The sequence below is a fragment of the Solibacillus sp. CAU 1738 genome, from assembly GCF_039888725.1.
In the GTDB taxonomy this organism is placed as follows: Bacteria; Bacillota; Bacilli; order Bacillales_A; family Planococcaceae; genus Metasolibacillus.
This window is the reverse complement of the sequence record NZ_JBDQQN010000001.1, coordinates 478287-495653: the sequence shown is the minus strand read 5'-3', so window position 1 is coordinate 495653 and position 17367 is coordinate 478287. Positions and strand designations below refer to the sequence as shown.

The 17367-nt window shown below is 33.6% G+C and carries 22 protein-coding genes and 1 pseudogene; 7 read left to right on the top strand and 16 right to left on the bottom strand.

Annotated features, from left to right (window positions below):
• Positions 1 to 146: 146 nt before the first annotated feature.
• Complete coding sequence (locus AAFN87_RS02460) at positions 147 to 506, bottom strand: 5-methylcytosine restriction system specificity protein McrC (protein WP_347789947.1); 360 nt, start codon at positions 504 to 506, stop codon at positions 147 to 149.
• Positions 507 to 526: 20 nt separating this feature from the next.
• Between AAFN87_RS02460 and AAFN87_RS02455 the strand changes: the two are divergent.
• Both AAFN87_RS02455 and AAFN87_RS02450 read left to right on the top strand, forming a co-directional pair.
• A pseudogene (locus AAFN87_RS02455) lies at positions 527 to 892 on the top strand (IS1595 family transposase); the annotation flags it as partial.
• A 211-nt stretch (positions 893 to 1103) separates the two neighbouring features.
• A complete protein-coding gene (locus tag AAFN87_RS02450; protein ID WP_347789397.1) occupies positions 1104 to 1283 on the top strand; it encodes a hypothetical protein in 180 nt (59 codons plus the stop codon).
• Between the two features lie 273 nt (positions 1284 to 1556).
• Here the strand turns inward: AAFN87_RS02450 and AAFN87_RS02445 are convergent, their stop codons facing one another.
• Together AAFN87_RS02445 and AAFN87_RS02440 are read right to left on the bottom strand one after the other, a co-directional pair.
• On the bottom strand, positions 1557 to 1859 hold the full coding sequence (locus tag AAFN87_RS02445) for a hypothetical protein (RefSeq protein WP_347789396.1): 303 nt from the start codon (positions 1857 to 1859) through the stop codon (positions 1557 to 1559).
• Positions 1859 to 2089: a helix-turn-helix transcriptional regulator gene (locus AAFN87_RS02440; RefSeq protein WP_347789395.1), complete on the bottom strand. Its 231-nt coding sequence runs from the start codon at positions 2087 to 2089 to the stop codon at positions 1859 to 1861. The genes AAFN87_RS02445 and AAFN87_RS02440 overlap by 1 nt, the downstream gene beginning before the upstream one ends.
• A 480-nt stretch (positions 2090 to 2569) precedes the next feature.
• Here AAFN87_RS02440 and AAFN87_RS02435 point away from each other — a divergent pair, with 480 nt between their 5' ends.
• Positions 2570 to 2851, top strand: a complete 282-nt coding sequence (locus tag AAFN87_RS02435; RefSeq protein WP_347789394.1) for a hypothetical protein — start codon at positions 2570 to 2572, stop codon at positions 2849 to 2851.
• A gap of 573 nt (positions 2852 to 3424) precedes the next feature.
• Positions 3425 to 3628 carry a cold-shock protein gene (locus tag AAFN87_RS02430; protein WP_172772242.1) on the top strand — a complete coding sequence of 68 codons (204 nt, stop codon included), beginning with the start codon at positions 3425 to 3427 and terminating at the stop codon, positions 3626 to 3628.
• Positions 3629 to 4965: 1337 nt separating this feature from the next.
• On the opposite strand, the gene AAFN87_RS02425 is transcribed toward AAFN87_RS02430, so the two are convergent.
• The 4 genes from AAFN87_RS02425 to AAFN87_RS02410 all read right to left on the bottom strand — a co-directional run bounded on the left by AAFN87_RS02425 (position 4966) and on the right by AAFN87_RS02410 (position 8237).
• Positions 4966 to 5169 (bottom strand): cold-shock protein, encoded by a 204-nt coding sequence (locus AAFN87_RS02425; protein ID WP_172772242.1) that lies wholly within the window; start codon positions 5167 to 5169, stop codon positions 4966 to 4968.
• A 551-nt stretch (positions 5170 to 5720) separates the two neighbouring features.
• Positions 5721 to 6098 (bottom strand): SET domain-containing protein, encoded by a 378-nt coding sequence (locus AAFN87_RS02420; protein WP_347789393.1) that lies wholly within the window; start codon positions 6096 to 6098, stop codon positions 5721 to 5723.
• A gap of 313 nt (positions 6099 to 6411) precedes the next feature.
• Positions 6412 to 7734 (bottom strand): DUF4179 domain-containing protein, encoded by a 1323-nt coding sequence (locus AAFN87_RS02415; protein WP_347789392.1) that lies wholly within the window; start codon positions 7732 to 7734, stop codon positions 6412 to 6414.
• A complete protein-coding gene (locus AAFN87_RS02410) occupies positions 7731 to 8237 on the bottom strand; it encodes a sigma-70 family RNA polymerase sigma factor (RefSeq protein ID WP_347789391.1) in 507 nt (168 codons plus the stop codon). Before AAFN87_RS02410 ends, AAFN87_RS02415 begins: the two co-directional genes overlap by 4 nt.
• Before the next feature lie 201 nt (positions 8238 to 8438).
• Here AAFN87_RS02410 and AAFN87_RS02405 point away from each other — a divergent pair, with 201 nt between their 5' ends.
• The 3 genes from AAFN87_RS02405 to AAFN87_RS02395 all read left to right on the top strand — a co-directional run bounded on the left by AAFN87_RS02405 (position 8439) and on the right by AAFN87_RS02395 (position 10132).
• Positions 8439 to 8945, top strand: a complete 507-nt coding sequence (locus AAFN87_RS02405) for an NUDIX domain-containing protein (RefSeq protein WP_347789390.1) — start codon at positions 8439 to 8441, stop codon at positions 8943 to 8945.
• A 9-nt stretch (positions 8946 to 8954) separates the two neighbouring features.
• A complete protein-coding gene (locus AAFN87_RS02400; protein WP_347789389.1) occupies positions 8955 to 9530 on the top strand; it encodes a DUF402 domain-containing protein in 576 nt (191 codons plus the stop codon).
• A gap of 104 nt (positions 9531 to 9634) precedes the next feature.
• Positions 9635 to 10132 (top strand): LURP-one-related/scramblase family protein, encoded by a 498-nt coding sequence (locus AAFN87_RS02395; protein WP_347789388.1) that lies wholly within the window; start codon positions 9635 to 9637, stop codon positions 10130 to 10132.
• 192 nt (positions 10133 to 10324) lie between these two features.
• Here AAFN87_RS02395 and AAFN87_RS02390 read toward each other — a convergent pair whose 3' ends face one another.
• The 9 genes from AAFN87_RS02390 to rpoD all read right to left on the bottom strand — a co-directional run bounded on the left by AAFN87_RS02390 (position 10325) and on the right by rpoD (position 17354).
• On the bottom strand, positions 10325 to 10723 hold the full coding sequence (locus tag AAFN87_RS02390) for a hypothetical protein (RefSeq protein WP_347789387.1): 399 nt from the start codon (positions 10721 to 10723) through the stop codon (positions 10325 to 10327).
• Complete coding sequence (locus AAFN87_RS02385; RefSeq protein ID WP_347789386.1) at positions 10720 to 10932, bottom strand: helix-turn-helix transcriptional regulator; 213 nt, start codon at positions 10930 to 10932, stop codon at positions 10720 to 10722. The genes AAFN87_RS02390 and AAFN87_RS02385 overlap by 4 nt, the downstream gene beginning before the upstream one ends.
• A gap of 333 nt (positions 10933 to 11265) precedes the next feature.
• Entirely contained in the window at positions 11266 to 11469 is a 204-nt protein-coding gene (locus AAFN87_RS02380) for a hypothetical protein (RefSeq protein ID WP_347789385.1), read from the bottom strand.
• A 47-nt stretch (positions 11470 to 11516) separates the two neighbouring features.
• Complete coding sequence (locus AAFN87_RS02375; RefSeq protein ID WP_347789384.1) at positions 11517 to 12638, bottom strand: Nif3-like dinuclear metal center hexameric protein; 1122 nt, start codon at positions 12636 to 12638, stop codon at positions 11517 to 11519.
• Positions 12635 to 13333, bottom strand: coding sequence for a tRNA (adenine(22)-N(1))-methyltransferase (locus AAFN87_RS02370; protein ID WP_347789383.1), 699 nt, complete (start codon positions 13331 to 13333; stop codon positions 12635 to 12637). Before AAFN87_RS02370 ends, AAFN87_RS02375 begins: the two co-directional genes overlap by 4 nt.
• A 90-nt stretch (positions 13334 to 13423) precedes the next feature.
• A complete protein-coding gene (gene cccA / locus AAFN87_RS02365; protein ID WP_347789382.1) occupies positions 13424 to 13768 on the bottom strand; it encodes a cytochrome c550 in 345 nt (114 codons plus the stop codon).
• Positions 13769 to 13911: 143 nt separating this feature from the next.
• Positions 13912 to 15054 (bottom strand): acyl-CoA dehydrogenase family protein, encoded by a 1143-nt coding sequence (locus tag AAFN87_RS02360; protein ID WP_347789381.1) that lies wholly within the window; start codon positions 15052 to 15054, stop codon positions 13912 to 13914.
• Between the two features lie 461 nt (positions 15055 to 15515).
• The gene (locus AAFN87_RS02355; protein ID WP_347789380.1) at positions 15516 to 16073 is read right to left on the bottom strand and encodes a hypothetical protein; all 558 of its coding nucleotides are present in this window, start codon (positions 16071 to 16073) and stop codon (positions 15516 to 15518) included.
• 153 nt (positions 16074 to 16226) lie between these two features.
• Complete coding sequence (rpoD, locus tag AAFN87_RS02350; protein WP_347789379.1) at positions 16227 to 17354, bottom strand: RNA polymerase sigma factor RpoD; 1128 nt, start codon at positions 17352 to 17354, stop codon at positions 16227 to 16229.
• Between the last annotated feature and the right edge of the window lie 13 nt (positions 17355 to 17367).

Sequence of the window (17367 nt, the reverse complement as noted above, 5' to 3'; positions counted from 1 at the left end):
TCAAATTATACAATTAAATGGAAAGTATGGACATATGAATTGCCAATAAAACAGAAAAAAATAATAAAAAAGCAAATCTCCAAATTTAGAAATTGACTAATAATGTGTATGTGAAAATATATTAAGCCGAAATCTAGCCAAAGCCTCTAATTCATATGAAAATCCACTAATTCCTTTAGCTGGGCAATGGTTTCAGTACGATCGGGGAGGGTGACCATATGGACTGCAACTTTTTTAGAAGGTTCGTCTTCAATTGACCAATATTCGATTGGGAATGACTCATTTTTCATCTCTTCTGTATACGGATAAAGCAAAATGGCTGCTTTTGCTTTTTTATATCTTGAAACATATGCGTACATCTGATATAAATCTTCACGCTGGACACCTTTACGATTCATATTTTTTAATCTTTTCCACTTCGTATCCATTACTATTTGAGTATCATCATTTTCAATGACTAAATCTGGTCGTGACAGGAAAATCCCTCGATTTGTTCGTTCATTTATTAATAATCTGTGGGCAGACCCTTACCTCACATTTTAAGAGTGATACGGTGCTTATTTCCGATGCTCACAATTCTTACAAGTCTTATACGTCAAATAACGATGTGGAACACGTTATCATAAACGGCAGTAATAAAGAATATATAAAGAAAGGCATCTATCACCTCAATAATATTAATAATTACCATTCCCGTTTAAAGAAATGGATAAGTCGTTTTAATGGTGTTTCTACGAAATATTTACAACTTTATTTAGTGTGGTTTCAATTCCTCGACAATAGAAAAATGGAAAGCGATTTGAGCAAGAAAAAGCAAATGCTTATCTTGGCAAGTGTCAATGGAACTTGGGAAACGGCAGATAAGTTGCGACTGAGAAGCTTTGCATTCTAAGTGCCAAGATTATTCGTTTTTTATAGGAAATTAATAATGCACTCCCTTAGTACAATAAGGAGTCCTGTCATATATATACGGATTAATAAAATGCTGGGACAGTGGCATTTTGTAATGTTACCAAACGACGCTTTGGGAAGCTAAATACTATTGAAAAAACAACCCAAAAATTGGTATGATAAACAATATATCAAAAAAGTTGGTGTAACGAATGCTGAAAAAAATATTATTTTCACTTACATTTGCACTTACTTTATTTATTTCTGTTTTTATAGCAAATAAAATTTTCCCTAATAATGATATACGATTTATTTTAATTGGCATTAGTTTTACGATTATTTTCGGGTGTTCTCAATACTTAAATGAAAAATGGTTTACTAATAAAGAATAAATTAGTATTAACTTTTTAACCTATATCACATAATCCGTAGAATAATTTCTACAATGAATATTTATAAGATTTACATTTAAAAAACGTTCCCAAATGCAAGTTAGGGAATAACCCCCCATTCAATTGAATGAGGGGGGTATTTTGGCTGCTAATGAACAGTATGTCCCCAAACCATGATTAGGGAATCTTTGTACTTAAATAAATGCCCTCGTTAGTTCTATAAGAAACCACTTCATTCAGTGATTGAACCTCTAGAAAATTATGTGTTTAAAATTATGATGTCCTTTTCAAATTGAACAAACTAACAGCGTGAATAATATATGCCCCAGTTAGGACGAACCATATAGCCATTTTGTAACTTTCAAGAGAAAATGGTGTTATAAATTCATCAATTAAATAAATAATGAACCATCCTAAAATAAATATTGGGAAAGCAATTGTGTAAGATGTGTTTAATATATTCTTTCCTCTCTCATCCTTACTTTCTTCTCCAAATTGGAACTTTACACTAAAGAACACCGAAACAAAAAAGACCAATACATATGTGATTATGCCAATAAATAATAACACTGCCATTATAACTCCTCCTCTTTTTTTGCATACTGGAATACATCATTAATCCCAACATTAAAAGCATTTGCAATTTCAAAAGCTAGTAATAATGAGGGGGTATAGTTACCTTTTTCTGTAGAAATAATTGTCTGTCTACTAACCCCGACTTTTTCAGCTAAATCCTGTTGAGTCATTTTTCGTTCAGCTCTTAAAATACGAATCCGATTCGATAATAAATACCCCTCTTTTCCCATATAAATCCTCCTTTAGCAAAACATCTTTACACAATTGTAAAACAGACTTAACTATAAGTAAAGTTTGCTTTACAATTAATTTTAAAAATCACATAAAATTAGTAATTCTTATGTCACCTAAAAGAACATCGAGCACTATTAATACATAGATTTAAAATATACAAACTCATTCAAAATAACGTTCCCAAATTAAAGCTTGGTAACATTTCAAACAGCGACAAACACTGTTAAATCGGTGTTTGTCGCTGTTTTTTATAGAAAATAACACTCAATAAGCGTAGGTGGATTTTTGTTAATTTTAAATGGTAAATTTATTTATATATGGAACTTAAAATCATTTCGGGCGTATTAAAAGTAATAGGTTCATTGAAGTTTATTTTAAAGGAGATGATTTGCTTGATAATCTTCAACAATAGGGCCATTTAACGGAGTAAGGATTATTTTACTCACGATCGAGATTGGAGAGGGCAGGTGGTTTAATTGTTTAAGGCAGCAGTATATTTGGTACACGGATTGATATTCATATTAGTAACTCTTATTGGTTTAGGCCCAGCATTTAGCATTGCTTCACCAGACCCAGATCAAACTTATGGGGTTTGGGTTTCAATGATTGTGATTTTTAATATTCTTGTGTTGGTATCTGCTTTTGTACAGTTAAGGATAAAAAAAGTTTGGGTGTTTTTAATATCCACAATAGGCTTGATTGCTCTTTTTATTCTGACTTTACAATACATATACCCTTACGTTTTGGATTTTTTTTAGAATGAACAAGGTAACAAATGTTTAATTAACGGGCGCGATTGTTGAATATGTTTAACTTTTCTTCTTCAACTAATGGAGGATTTAGTGCAATAATGATTTATAAAGTATACAAAATAAAATTAAATAACGTTCCCAAACGAAAGTTTTGGAACACAATAAAACACTTAAAACATCGTTATATCAATGTTTTAAGTGTTTTTCTTTATTTCATTCATATACAGTTTTTTATGCATAATTGAAGGAAACTATATATAACAAGGTTTTTAATGATGTTCAAAAGAAACTGAACTAGCGCACGTTTTGAATAAAATCTTGCATAAGCAGCCGATTCCTTAACGTTGTAAATCAACCTTTTCCTTTAACATAGCCTAATAATTTATAATTTTGCTTCTCCACTAGACAAATATGATTTTTCATTATATAATCAATGTAATAACATCGTTTGTACGGAAACATCGAATTTACATATTACAAAGAGTAATCATGTTTCGTTTGATACTTTTTGTAATATGTGAATTTTTTTCTGTCGAATTAAAATGATATTATTTAATACAATTAATGGAGGTCATTTAAATGACACAACAAGGTACAGTAAAATGGTTTAACGCAGAAAAAGGTTTCGGATTCATCGAAGTAGAAGGCGGAAACGACGTATTCGCTCACTTCTCAGCTATCCAAGGTGAAGGTTTCAAATCACTTGACGAAGGTCAAAAAGTTGAATTCTCAGTAGAAGAAGGCCAACGTGGACCTCAAGCTACAAACATCGTAAAACTTTAATTTTAATGATGTAACCATATAAAAGAGGCATCCTTTCATTAGGATGCCTCTTTTTGCGCAAGTATTTTACAATATTGTAATGCAGATACTGTAATTGAAATCACGAAATACATGGCTAACTAATGCCAGTGAAATTCAAGCAGCAGACCTGATAGTTATTGTTCAATTTATTATTGTCATTCCAATATCGGGTTCGGTCTTCCATTTGTCCCCTTCTGCAATTTCATTTCATATATTATGCCAGCAAATTACATAAATAGTTACGAGCACTTTTTATAAAGGTCCTAAATTAAATGTTGGTGTGTAGTGAATAATTTCACTGCACTCTTCTTGCGAAAGAGGTGGATTTTAATTATGTAACTACAAATGTAGGAGCGCATCTTTGTTAGAATGATTATGTTGATTAGAGCGAAGGGCAGCTGACTTCTGGGGAACAGCAATGTTTTCTGCGATGAAAGCGTAGTGACAGTTGCACGTGCGGGAGCCGTGCTCGAGAAAGTATTGGAACGAATACTAAAAACGTCACATAATGTGACAACGTATTCGTGACCAACATCGTGTTGGCCTCAGCAGGAGCGGAAAAAATTTCTTCGCTAAAATTGTTCATTCTTTCGAAAAATATAGGCGTTTTTTTGTATACGTTAGGTATTGTAACTTTATTTAAAAATAGATCTCTAAATCTTTGGATGATTGGGTTTTATTCTCTTTAAGCTATTTTTATAGATACAATTTAGTTTATTATTTTATTAAATGACTTAATTGTATTGAAAAATCTTTACCTTGGTTTTATAGTTAATACTTGTTGCAATCCCTAAATTTTTGGGATTAATAAATTTTGCGTGTTTTTTACCATTTATACTACTATTTCAGATTATAGTTGTATACTTTCCTATATCCTCCTTAATTTCAGGTAGATAATCCCCAGAACTGATATATAAATTAGTTATAGGTTCCAATACCATAATTTCATCATCTGTGTGATTGTATATTGTCGTTTTAAATGAAGTATAAAAAAAGAAGTAATTATTCACCTCTACTTCAACTAATAGATCATTTTCTACCTCTGAAAAAACATATTGTTTATGAAGAAATACATTAATAAATAAGCAAAACGCAGCTATAGCAATTAATAAATATGCTATTTTCTTATTAATTATCTTCACCTTCTTTTTCGTTATTTGATTTCAGCATACACTTATAATACCGTTAATAAAAAATTAGAAAGTGGTGTTTAGTAATGATGATTAGTTCGCGAACAGAATACTATGTAAAATACATATACAAAAATAGACATCCTAATGAAAGGATGCCTCTTTTTTATGGTTACATCATTAAAATTAAAGTTTTACGATGTTTGTAGCTTGAGGTCCACGTTGGCCTTCTTCTACTGAGAATTCAACTTTTTGACCTTCGTCAAGTGATTTGAAACCTTCACCTTGGATAGCTGAGAAGTGAGCGAATACGTCGTTTCCGCCTTCTACTTCGATGAAACCGAAACCTTTTTCTGCGTTAAACCATTTTACTGTACCTTGTTGTGTCATTTAAATGACCTCCATTAATTGTATTAAATAATATCATAATTCTTCAAAAGAAAAAATTCACATATTACAAAAAGTATCGAACAAAACATGATTACTCTTTGTAATATGTGAATTCATTGTTTCTTCGGTAACGATCTTATTACATTTATTATATAACGAAGAATCCTATTTGTCTAGTGCAAAAGCGAAATTAATTATTATCAACAATATGCGGATAGTTATTAAGTTGAATTCTGAAGATATTTCAGAATGTAGTACGCCCTCCCCTCCTCTAACACAAGGTATTACAATTACAAGCTTCTCGAAACGGCCGAATAACCTCTAGTAGCCCCATCACGCAATTACAATCCACCTTTTTTTTCCAAACTCATACTGAAAACAAATGGAGGGTCAACTGTTACTTACATCCTTATTTATATAATAAAGTTGGTTGATTTTGATCCTTAAAACATAAAAACCATCTATCAATTTATTTGATAAATGGTTTTTAAAATGTTTATTCAATTCTAATACAGTTGGCTCATTTCATAAGACGTACGCCACTAAATCCTTTATTCCTCATCAAACCACAGTGGATCTTTGTTATCAACGTCGCCATTATAATTGATTAAAATTTCTTCTCCTGCTTTTATATCTCTGTAAGCAAAGAAATCAAATGTCTGGTTTTTAAAATTAATTTCATACATTGCATTAGGTTCATACGAATGATTAAACAACATTCCATAACCAAGAAGTATAGCCGATTGACCTATCCCATATTCAAATGCGTAATCAGCTAGCATAGTTTGCTCAATGTATTGATGCTGTTCATTTGGGTAAGAAATGACAGGTGCTTGATGTAAAAGTGCACCTTTTTGGATATCACTTGTAGTAAATACCCCTCTATTGAATTCTCCATCACTTATTGGAGATGTTTTTATTTCAATCATGTTTGTTCTCCTATTTCACTTTAAAATGTTCTTTCTAACTGTAACATTAATTTTAACATTGTGGTCTTTTATTTTGTTTTTAAACAACTTTATTACAATTTTAAGACCTGCATTGTCCCAGACAAGTTAATCATCCACATTAAAAAATCTCATAATTAAATTTTGGCTCTTTAGATTTCGCCATATCCGAGGGTAACTCCATTTACTACCCACCATGAAGCAGTATCGCTTTTATATTAAAAAAACTCAACCTCTGATTTCACAGAAAGTTGAGCCAATATATATAAGGATGGAATTTAACCCACATTACGTCTTAATTAAGTTTAACTTCTAAACGTCCAGTTCCATTTAAATATTGCTCATAGCGCGCTATTTCCAGCTTTACAGGATTAACTGGAAGCTTTTCTACATTTTCCATATCAAAAAATTGCCCAATTAACATATAGTTCTCATACACTGGAAACGAAATCCATGTACTGTATGCATAAAAAATATTACCTTCAGCATCAATAAGTTTGTTAAACACCCCTTTATGTTCGTTCTTTTTATACGGCTTTACTTTATATTGAATTTCATAAAGATCTTTTATTTCGAGCTCGACCTCAATATTTTCAGGCTGGCTAATCACTGTTTTTTGATCGAAGTCTACTACAATAAATTCATCCGCTTTATCAATTGCTTCAATTTCTCGCAGCTCAATTGTTATACTATCTGGAATGCGGAAGTAATTACTTTCTAACATAATACTAAATTGCTCTTCTTCATATTGACCGAAACCAACGAAACCATTTTTAATCTTGCCCCATTCCTCTTGTTGCTCATCATATATACGAATATCCTCAAAGCTAAGTATTTTCTTTGTATTGGATGGATCAATGGACATTTTTAATTCCGATCGAAGCGGTGAAATAATAAGCTCGTGAATCGTAAAGCGTTGCCCATCTACTACTACTTCTTTATTAATTGTAAATCGTTTAGATGGTTTCAGTTCACTTTTTAATGTGAATGGTATTTCAAATTCTGTTTCTGGATGATCCCTTAGCGATAATATTAGCTCGAAATCCTTAGAAGAATAATCCATTCCTTCGCTTGCAGCTACATTAATAGTATCTTCCACTTCGTATGTTCCTTTAGGCTTTGCAGTCCAGCTCCCACCTACTGTTGCCTGCACTAGTTCATCTTTCTGTTTCAATTCCGTTCGAACACCTATGAAATTTGCTAAATCTTCATTTGAATTTAGTCTATACGATATGATCATCCCCGATTCATCCGCCACAACACCTGTAACTGTAAGCGTTTTGCCATTAATCGTTTGACTTGCATTGATTTGTTCATAATATTCGTTATTTACAATATCCTCAATACCTTTATCAAAAACAATCATTTCAACAAGTGGCTTTAATACGGGTATTTGGGCGAATGCATGTGCAATAGTTGGGGACACCCGAATGGATCCAATAAAGGCTATCACGATAATTGCAGCTGTAATGGACCATTGCATTAACCTTTTTTGTCGAGTTCTTTGTTTTATTCGTTTGTAGGCAGTAACCTGTGCTTTCTCCTCCAAATTTTTCATTGGTACTGAGTCAAGTAGTTCCATATATCTTTGCTGTTGTTTTTCATCAAACTGACTCATGACATGCCCCCCTCTCCTAATAAGCGACGAAGCCTCTTTAACGTTTTATGTAATCTCGATTTCACTGTACCTTCAGGAATATTTTGTAGCGTGGCAATGTCACTATTCTTTAAATCTTTAAAATACTTTAAATGTATGAGCTCCTGCTGCTCAATTGATAACTGCGAAATGACATCATTGAGTTCAAATAATTCTTCCATGTATTGTGGCTGTTCCACTAAATCATTCGTCACAATAATTCGTTTTTGCTGGCGTTTCATCATTAAACAAGTATTAATGACAATGCGCACTAGCCATGTTTTGAAATATTCAGGTGTCTGGACTTTATGTATGTTTTTTAAGCATTGATACATCATTTCTTGGAGAGCATCATTGGCATCATGTTCATTTCGCATGTAGCTATAAGCAACACGATACATAGATTCTTTATATAAATTAATGAGTTGAAGTTGGGCTCCCTCATTTCCATTAATCGCTTGTTTTGCAAGTTCGATTTCATCCATTTCCATACCCCCTTTAATGATTAGATGCACCAATCGACTAGTTCGTTCACTTTTTTTGAAAAAAATCATTCCAATTATGAATTTGTAATGCAACTCTCTTTATAATGCATTTTTCTATTTTAGGAACTTTTTCTACTTTTATCCGTATAACAAGTTGTAAAAACAAATTATGGTAAAATGTATCAAAAAGGAAGTGAGTAAATGAAATTCTCCAAAATAGTAGAAGCAGCAAATATTACTAATTATAACAATACTAAAATAAGGGAAGCAGTTAGAGCCATTATTGTAAAAAACGATAAAATTCTTTTAATTCATTCAAATAAAGGTGATTATAAATTTCCAGGCGGTGGTATTGAGGAAAAAGAAAGTCATTGTGAAGCACTTATTCGTGAGGTAAAAGAAGAAACTGGTTACATAAATTGCCAAGTTCATAACAAAATAGGATACATATGTGAAATGAAAATGGACGAATATTCCGAGAATACCTTATTCCAAATGAGATCGCATTATTATCTTTGTGAATTAATGAATGAAGAGAAAATAACTCAACAATTAGATGACTATGAATACATTCAACAATTTACACCGAAATGGGTTTCCATTGATGAAGCTATTAGGCAAAATGAAAGTCTCATGAACGATTCAGGAAAAAATGGATGGGTGCCCCGTGAAACTTTTGTTTTAATAGAGCTTAAAAAATTCATATGACTAAAGGAAGTGATTCCCATTAATAAAAACATCAAGATTTTTTGGAATCATATTGGGAGAGAACATTGCGAAATAACTTATACTCCTACTATCCAAAAAAACTCTGAATACATAAAAAAACAAACGCTAGAAATGAAATTAAAACGTTGTAAAGAGGAAGCTAAAAATCAATTTTTTCAACATGGTGATAATACATTAATAGAAATATCCCCCCAAAAGTCTAACGATTATTTTATTATTATCTATTGTATCGAAAGTGGATTGCAGTTCTCTTTAGGCCATAAAAAAAAGTATAGCTGGTGGTTAATTGATATTGTAGATATTGAGGAAATTGAAGAAAATATATACTGCGTGCATGATATCTTTTTGGATATTTCAGTAAAACGCGATGGCTCCTACAAAGTACTGGATATGGACGAATTCCATTTTGCCTATTCAAATGACATCCTATCTCAAAATCATTACGAAAAAGCAATGAAGGCTTTCATTACAATATTAAATACATTGAATCAGGATGAATTTCCAAGTGAGTGGTTAAATCAGCTGGTTGAAAAATATCAGCCCCAATTGAATGATACATTTTAATTAATTCATGAAATTTTAAATAGATATACTATATCTAAATAAATGACTTTGCTTATCTTGTAAACCGTATTTTGGGTTTTGAAACATATGAAGGAGGTAATTTTATGAAACAACTTTATATTAAGCAAAAGGTGTTTAGTATAAGTGGGAAATTTACCGTAAAGGACCAACAGGAGAAAGATGTATATTTCGTAGAAGGAAGTTTTATGCAAATTCCTAAAACCTTCTCCATTCTGAATAATAAGAGAGATGAAGTTGCGCTTATTACGAAAAAGATATTCAGCTTTTTACCAAAGTTTTTTGTTGAAGTGAATGGTCGAGAGGTGTTAACGATAAAGAAGGAGTTTTCTTTCTTTAAAGCACGCTATACGATTGATGCGGCAAGTATTGAAGTACAAGGTAACTGGTGGGATATGAATTTTCAAGTTTTACAGTATGGGGAAGTCATTGGCACAGTGAGTAAAGAGTGGTTCACTTGGGGTGACAGCTACAAAGTACAAATAATAAATGAAGAAATGGAAACTATTATGATTGCACTTGTTGTTGCTATTGATTGCGTGAAGGCTGATAACGCAGCAGCTTCCTCAGCAGCGTCTATTTAATATGTTGAAGAAACATCTTTGGTAATCAAATAAAACAACTTTTGAAATATCATTATACAAGATGACATTGGCATAATTTTAACGTCAATAACCCTCTAGCCTTTTTTTAATGTAAAGCTCTGTTTAACTTGATCAAAATAAACAATAAACGTATCCGAGGAAATTTGGAATACGTTTATTTTTGTAATCTCACTATCTACGCCTTACGATGAATGCTCCAATTCCAATAATCCATAAATAGGCAATCATTATTATCCATAAGTTTTTAATCGCTATGCTTTCCATACCTATGATACTAATAATGCTAAGTGCGACAAAGAGAAGTCCTAAAAATATATTTGATGAAAATACAAGAAAATTTAGCACATTATTTCTTGTTCGTTCATCTATATCAGGCGTTTTATCCTTTTTTAGATATATCTTAATGATATTGATAACGATTAGTATAGTTGCACCTGTCAAGAAGCCAAGTATGACACTAAAACTAAATTCTCCTTTGATGCTATAAATAATTGTTTGGCCCAATAATCCACCAATAACTGTACTAACTGCGACAAAAGCCAAATTCCACTTTTGTATTTGCATTTTCATTTTATTTCCTCCTCTTCTAAAATAAAGATTTCCTCTACAGTAAGATTGAAGTATTTTGCTATTTTTAAAGCGAGTTCTAAACTCGGATTATATTTGCAACTTTCGATAGCAGTTAAAGTTTGACGTGTCACTTGCAAATCTTCTGCCATTTGCAGCTGCTTAATACATCTTTCCTTCCTGATGTTCCTTATGCTGTTATTAACAGGCATTTATTTCACCGCCTAAAATGTAAAGATTACTTTACATTATTTGTATCATAAGAATTTATTTTTGTAAAGATTTCTTTACATTTTATACTTGAGGACTCCAATTCACAATTGGAAAACAACAAAGTTTACGAAAACTTCTTTAGATAAATAATTCCGGGTATTAGATAAATACACTAAAAAAAGAACAAATTTTAGGCTTCATGAAACAAATGCAAGAACGACTTGGTACATCAAAGATTGGGTTGCAACCTAAATTACACTGAAAGGGCTAGGCCTGCAAATAACGCAAACCTAGCCCTCTTATATAATATTGTATATGCTTGTCATATACTTTTATCGGTTGCACTTAAACTCATAAGATGTAGTAAAAATAAAGCCGCTTTCTTTTACGACTGCCTCGCCACCATCATTTTCACATGAAGTAACTAGATTTTTTATTTGCTTATCGTTTAATATACCGATTGCTATCGTAAATACAAGTCCTATTACCGCAATTACTCCACCAATTACTATCCACACTTTACCGTTATTATCCATATTCTATTACCCCTTTTTCATGAGAGAATGATGTGTAAATGTAGTACTTATATAAATTTGAACGGCTCTGTATGAATAGTGGATTCGATAAACTCGACTGGAAGTTTTTTATCCGCGCATAAAGCCTTCATTTTCCGAGCTACACCTTGTATCATTACCTTCTCTACGTGATGGCCAGGGTCAATAATGTTCAGACCATTTACTTCAGCATCTTGTGCCATATGGAAGCCGATATCCCCCGTTACAAAGACGTCTGCCCCTGCTCTTTTTACTGTATGAATGTAATTATTACCGTCACCACCAATTACGGCTACTTTTGAAACAACTTGATCTAGTGATCCTACAACTCGTACAAATGGCACATCTAATTGAACTTTTACAAACTCAGCAAATTGCTGTAATGTCATCGGCTCTAATAATGTACCAATACGGCCTAAGCCTGCTTCATTCGTAGTTAGAGCTAGTTCGAACACATCATATGCAGGTTCCTCGTATGGATGAGCCTTTAACATCGCCTTCAATATACGATTTTTTTGTGAGCTTGGGAAAATAACTTCGATTTTTTGCTCAGGTTCAACAATCACTTCTCCTAATTTACCGATAAAAGGATTTGCTCCTTCTAACGCACGAAAACGCCCTTCCCCTTCTACAGTATAGCTGCACGTATCGTAATTACCAATCTGACCTGCCCCTGCAGTTGCTAATGCAGCACGCACAGTATTTGCATAGTCATTTGGTACAAATACTGCTAGCTTCATCATTTGCTCACTATACGTATGTTCTAAAATTTGACGATTTTCAAGTTGCAATGCATCAGCTAATAAATCATTCACTCCACCAGCTGCAACATCTAAATTCGTATGTGCTGCATAAACAGCAATATCATTTTTAAGACATTTTTCATATAACTGCCCTGCTGGATTGTCCGTACGCAAATTGCTTAGCTTGCGAAAAATCGGCGGATGATGCGCAATAATTAACTCACAGCCTTGCGCTATTGCTTCTTCTACTACTGCATCAGTAACGTCCAGTGTAACTAAAACTTTTGATACGCTTTTATTTAAAGTACCTATTGCTAAACCGATTGGATCATTCGGCATACATGCTAGTTTTTTAGGTGACCAGCTTTCAAATATTTGAATGATTTCATGACCATTTACGGATTTCATTCATTAATCGCTCCTTCTACTAGGGCAATTAGAGCTTTTAGTTCGGCACGTTTTGCTTCAATTTCACTTGTAGCATCTGCTTTTTCAATTGACTTCAATATACGTCGCCAATTTTCAAGTTCATGTCCCCACTTTTTAATAAAAATTTCTGAACGCTTCGCGATTAATTTATTTCCTAAAAGTATTTCAGCTTCTGACAACGTCATATTGCCACGTTGTAGTACTAGCACTTCGTAAATTTTTTCGTCTTCTTCTAAAATTGCTTCGTCAAGTATTGCCCAGCCGTGCGCTAATGCCCATTCACGAATAACTTTTGCATGAATATTTGGCTGTAAAATTAAACGTGTAACAGATTTCAGTGCTTCAGGATGCTTTTCTAAAATCGACACTATTAAAGGACCACCCATACCAGCAATTGTTACAGTATCAATATGATCGCTTTCTTCTATCGCTGCTAATCCATCTGCCATACGCACGGTAATACTGTTCGTTAAACCTTCAGTGCGCACTTGGCGAACTGCCGATTCATAAGGGCCTTTCACCACTTCACCAGCTACTGCGCGCTTTACCATTCCTTTATGTACTAAATAGCACGGTAAATAGGCATGGTCACTACCAATATCAGCAACTACAGCACCTGTTGGTACAAATGATGCTACCGTTTCTAATCGTTTTGAAAGTTTTTGTGCGTTCATTATATTCCTCATTTCTACTAGTTCTCATATGTATTATATAAAAAAATAAACCCTTAGTCGCCTAAACAACTAAGGATTTATTAAAATTGATTATTTTAAGCTTGAAATATAATCAGCAACAGCTTGAGCTTCCGCTTCGTTTGTAACAACAGCTGGCATTCCACCTTGACCCTTCATTACTACTGTTTTAACATGTTCAGCGTCAAGACCCTTAGTTAAATCTGGACCCATACCGCCAGTTAAGTCACCACCGTGACAACCAATACAAGATTTTTGTACGATTGCTTCTCCGTTGATTTCTTGAGTAGCTCCACCAGTTTCGCCATTTTGTGCTTCTTCTTTGTTTTTTCCTGCACCATTTAATGACATAAAGAAAATAAGTCCGATACCGAATGCCATAATTAAGATGTAAGGAATAATAGGATTGTTTTTCATATGTTACCCTCCTCCATATATTTAGTCTATTTCTATAAATATAGAATCTAGTCAACAAATGTAATTGTACTGCATTAATGGCAAAACGAAAAGCCCTAAAGTATAAGTTTTACCTTGTTTGTAACAAATTCGACATTTATATGTCAGCTTTTCAAAATATATCTTGCGATAACAAGTTTTTGTATTTCAGAAGTACCTTCCCCGATTTCGAGCAATTTCGCATCTCGCATATAGCGCTCGACTTCGTATTCACGCATATAGCCGTATCCACCATGAATTTGAATCGCTTCATCACAAACTTCCATTGCCATTTCTGATGCGTAATATTTAGCAATGGCCGCTTCCTTACTAAACGCACGACCTTGATCTTTTAACCAAGCTGCCTTATACACATAATTACGAGCAATGTCGATTTTCACTGCCATATCTGCTAACTTAAATTGAATTGCTTGGAAATGTGCTAGTGGATGTCCAAATTGTTTTCGCTCCTTAGCATATTGTAAAGCTTTATCCATCGCGCCTTGTGCAATACCTACAGCCATCGCTGCAATGCCGATGCGACCTCCGTCTAAAGTTGTTAAAAACTGTTTAAAGCCGTTCCCTCGCACACCTAGTAAGTTTTCTTCAGGTACCTCGACATTTTCAAGAATTAGCTCTGTAGTGTTCGAAGCATTTAAACCCATTTTTTCGTATTCACTTTTGATAGTAAACCCTTGTGCATTTGTCGGAACAATAATCGCGCTAATTTCTTTGTTACTATCGTGCAATGATGTAATTGCTGTTAATGCTAAGTGCTTTGCATAGCTAGCATTTGTGATAAATACTTTAGATCCATTAATTGTGAATTTACCATTAGCTAACACGGCTCTAGTTTCCGTTCCTCCTGCATCAGATCCTGCATTTGCTTCAGTTAAACCAAATGCTCCGAATGATTCCCCTGTACAAATGGGTACTAAATAACGTTGCTTTTGCTCCTCAGTACCAAATAAATGCAGCGGTGCGCCACCAAGTGAAATATGTGCAGAATACGTGATTCCAGTTGATGCACAAACGCGGCTCAGCTCTTCTGTTACGATAGCAAAGCTTATAGTATCCGCTCCTGCACCACCGTAAGCCTCTGGAAAAGGTAAACCCATCATTCCCATCTGTGATAACTGTTTGAAAATATTTACTGGGAACGCTTTCGTTCGGTCGCGCTCAATTGCCCCTGGAGCTACTTCCTCATTAGCAAATTCCTTCATTGTTTTTTTGATCATCGCCTGCTCATCTGTTAAATCAAAGTACATAATGCCCACCCCTTTTTTTGACATTGTCTTACAACTTTCATTCTAATAGAAAATATCGTATTTTAACAGAATTTAAGCGTACATAAGAGAAAATATCTTCAGTGAGCCTATTTAAGCAATTATGCTATATTACTTTATAGGAATATTATTTTTTCATGAATTTAAATTTATTTTGTTCAATATAATTATTTTTTTTATCAATAATTATTACGAATTTAATTGAACAATATAATATTATTATTCCTGCTATTACGCTTCTGGTAGATGCCTTCCGCGGGCGTAGCCGATATATACATTCACCAACTTCTGCTCTTAAGTATACTCGTATTTTTTAATAACATAACTATTTATGAAATTAACTCATTTAAAAACGACAGAAAAATACGTTATACTACTTTTTTTAGATAACAAAATAAAAAACTGTCTAAAAGTTTTCTAGCTACTTTTAGACAGTTTTATTTTTACATTTTTACAAAACCAAAAACGACTATAGCAACAATACCTAATCCACCTGAAACTGTGAAATAAGAGATTTTTAGTTTCAGTCCGGATACTAACCACATGACACAGTTTGCAGCTAATGCTCCGTATAGTACTGCATTATTTTCCGGGTAATACGTTAAACATATTTGTACGCTTACTGCTAAAAACAAAAGTGCAGCACTTACATGCAATATTGGCGTTAATAGCTGATTTTTCTTAGCAAAATAAAACGCTCCTACTAGGCATGCGATAGCAACGGCTCCTGCAATAGCAGCAATCAACCACACCGAATTTAATGTAAATAATAGTACAACTAAAAAAATGGCAACTACCGGAACAATTAAGTACAAGCTAATATTTTTTCGTTTCTCTTTCACCTTAATTGCTTGTGATGCATTACCTTTTAATTCTTCATTTTCGTTATTTCCTTCTGTATAAAGCGTCAATAAAAAATCACAATAATGATCAGGTAATAGTTTGTTTTTTTTCCAAAATGTAATTTCATTTAAGATGATTTGCTTTTTCTGATTTGACATATGGTTATCTCCACAACTGTTTAATTATGTATATAACTATAATAATAAAAATGCTTTAATTATACATCCGTAAAAAGTATCATCATCATGCATTTTATTTGACTATATCAATAAAAAATAAGCATTCCAGCGATAGCCGGAATGCTTAATATATTATTCAAGGAAGTCTTTTAAACGTTTAGAGCGAGACGGGTGGCGTAATTTGCGTAATGCTTTTGCCTCGATTTGACGAATACGCTCGCGCGTTACGCCAAATACTTTCCCTACTTCTTCTAACGTACGTGTACGACCATCATCTAAACCGAAACGAAGACGCAATACGTTTTCTTCTCGATCTGTTAATGTATCTAGGACATCTTCTAATTGTTCTTTTAATAATTCATAAGCTGCATGATCAGATGGTGATTGCGCTTCCGAGTCCTCGATGAAGTCTCCTAAGTGCGAATCATCTTCTTCCCCGATCGGCGTTTCAAGTGAAACAGGCTCTTGTGCGATTTTTAAGATTTCACGCACTTTTTCAGGTGTTAAATCCATTTCTTCCCCAATTTCTTCTGGTGAAGGTTCACGTCCTAAATCTTGTAACAACTGACGTTGAACACGGATTAACTTATTAATTGTTTCAACCATATGCACTGGGATACGAATTGTACGCGCTTGGTCAGCAATTGCACGTGTAATCGCTTGACGAATCCACCAAGTTGCATAAGTTGAGAATTTGAATCCTTTACGGTGGTCGAACTTTTCAACCGCCTTAATAAGACCCATATTCCCCTCTTGAATTAAATCTAGGAATAGCATACCGCGACCTACATAACGCTTTGCAATAGAAACTACAAGACGTAAATTTGCTTCTGCTAAACGTTTACGCGCTTCTTCGTCTCCTTGCTCAATACGCTCTGCTAGACGAATTTCTTCTTCTGCAGAAAGTAAGTCTACTCGGCCGATTTCTTTTAAATACATACGTACTGGGTCATTTATTTTAACGCCAGGTGGTACACTTAAATCATTTAAATCGAATGCTTCATCACTAGCTTCTTGCTTCGATAATGCATCCTCCTCAAACTCCTCTTTACCTTCTACTGTAATACTTAATGTACTTTCAATATTTTCGGCAAAGTGGAAAACCTCTTCATTTTCCAATTCGTATGGGGCCAATTTATCTGAAATCTCTTTCATAGAAATTTCGCCTTCTGTTTTTGCTTTTGCTTGAAGAAGTTTTTTTACCTCTTCTAAAGCAAGCTCATTTACTGTTTCTTTCGAACGTTCTGACTTGTCCGCCATAAACCTTCCTCCT

Coding starts and splice junctions, on each gene's coding strand:
- AAFN87_RS02360 (WP_347789381.1), bottom strand. CDS start 15,054: ATGTACTTTGATTTAACAGATGAGCAGGCGATGATCAAAAAAACAATG.
- AAFN87_RS02425 (WP_172772242.1), bottom strand. CDS start 5,169: ATGACACAACAAGGTACAGTAAAATGGTTTAACGCAGAAAAAGGTTTC.
- rpoD (WP_347789379.1), bottom strand. CDS start 17,354: ATGGCGGACAAGTCAGAACGTTCGAAAGAAACAGTAAATGAGCTTGCT.
- AAFN87_RS02420 (WP_347789393.1), bottom strand. CDS start 6,098: ATGATTGAAATAAAAACATCTCCAATAAGTGATGGAGAATTCAATAGA.
- AAFN87_RS02445 (WP_347789396.1), bottom strand. CDS start 1,859: ATGGCAGTGTTATTATTTATTGGCATAATCACATATGTATTGGTCTTT.
- AAFN87_RS02440 (WP_347789395.1), bottom strand. CDS start 2,089: ATGGGAAAAGAGGGGTATTTATTATCGAATCGGATTCGTATTTTAAGA.
- AAFN87_RS02395 (WP_347789388.1), top strand. CDS start 9,635: ATGAAACAACTTTATATTAAGCAAAAGGTGTTTAGTATAAGTGGGAAA.
- AAFN87_RS02375 (WP_347789384.1), bottom strand. CDS start 12,638: ATGAAATCCGTAAATGGTCATGAAATCATTCAAATATTTGAAAGCTGG.
- AAFN87_RS02385 (WP_347789386.1), bottom strand. CDS start 10,932: ATGCCTGTTAATAACAGCATAAGGAACATCAGGAAGGAAAGATGTATT.
- AAFN87_RS02355 (WP_347789380.1), bottom strand. CDS start 16,073: ATGTCAAATCAGAAAAAGCAAATCATCTTAAATGAAATTACATTTTGG.
- AAFN87_RS02390 (WP_347789387.1), bottom strand. CDS start 10,723: ATGAAAATGCAAATACAAAAGTGGAATTTGGCTTTTGTCGCAGTTAGT.
- AAFN87_RS02370 (WP_347789383.1), bottom strand. CDS start 13,333: ATGAACGCACAAAAACTTTCAAAACGATTAGAAACGGTAGCATCATTT.
- AAFN87_RS02410 (WP_347789391.1), bottom strand. CDS start 8,237: ATGGATGAAATCGAACTTGCAAAACAAGCGATTAATGGAAATGAGGGA.
- AAFN87_RS02405 (WP_347789390.1), top strand. CDS start 8,439: ATGAAATTCTCCAAAATAGTAGAAGCAGCAAATATTACTAATTATAAC.
- AAFN87_RS02415 (WP_347789392.1), bottom strand. CDS start 7,734: ATGAGTCAGTTTGATGAAAAACAACAGCAAAGATATATGGAACTACTT.
- AAFN87_RS02430 (WP_172772242.1), top strand. CDS start 3,425: ATGACACAACAAGGTACAGTAAAATGGTTTAACGCAGAAAAAGGTTTC.
- cccA (WP_347789382.1), bottom strand. CDS start 13,768: ATGAAAAACAATCCTATTATTCCTTACATCTTAATTATGGCATTCGGT.
- AAFN87_RS02450 (WP_347789397.1), top strand. CDS start 1,104: ATGCTGAAAAAAATATTATTTTCACTTACATTTGCACTTACTTTATTT.
- AAFN87_RS02380 (WP_347789385.1), bottom strand. CDS start 11,469: ATGGATAATAACGGTAAAGTGTGGATAGTAATTGGTGGAGTAATTGCG.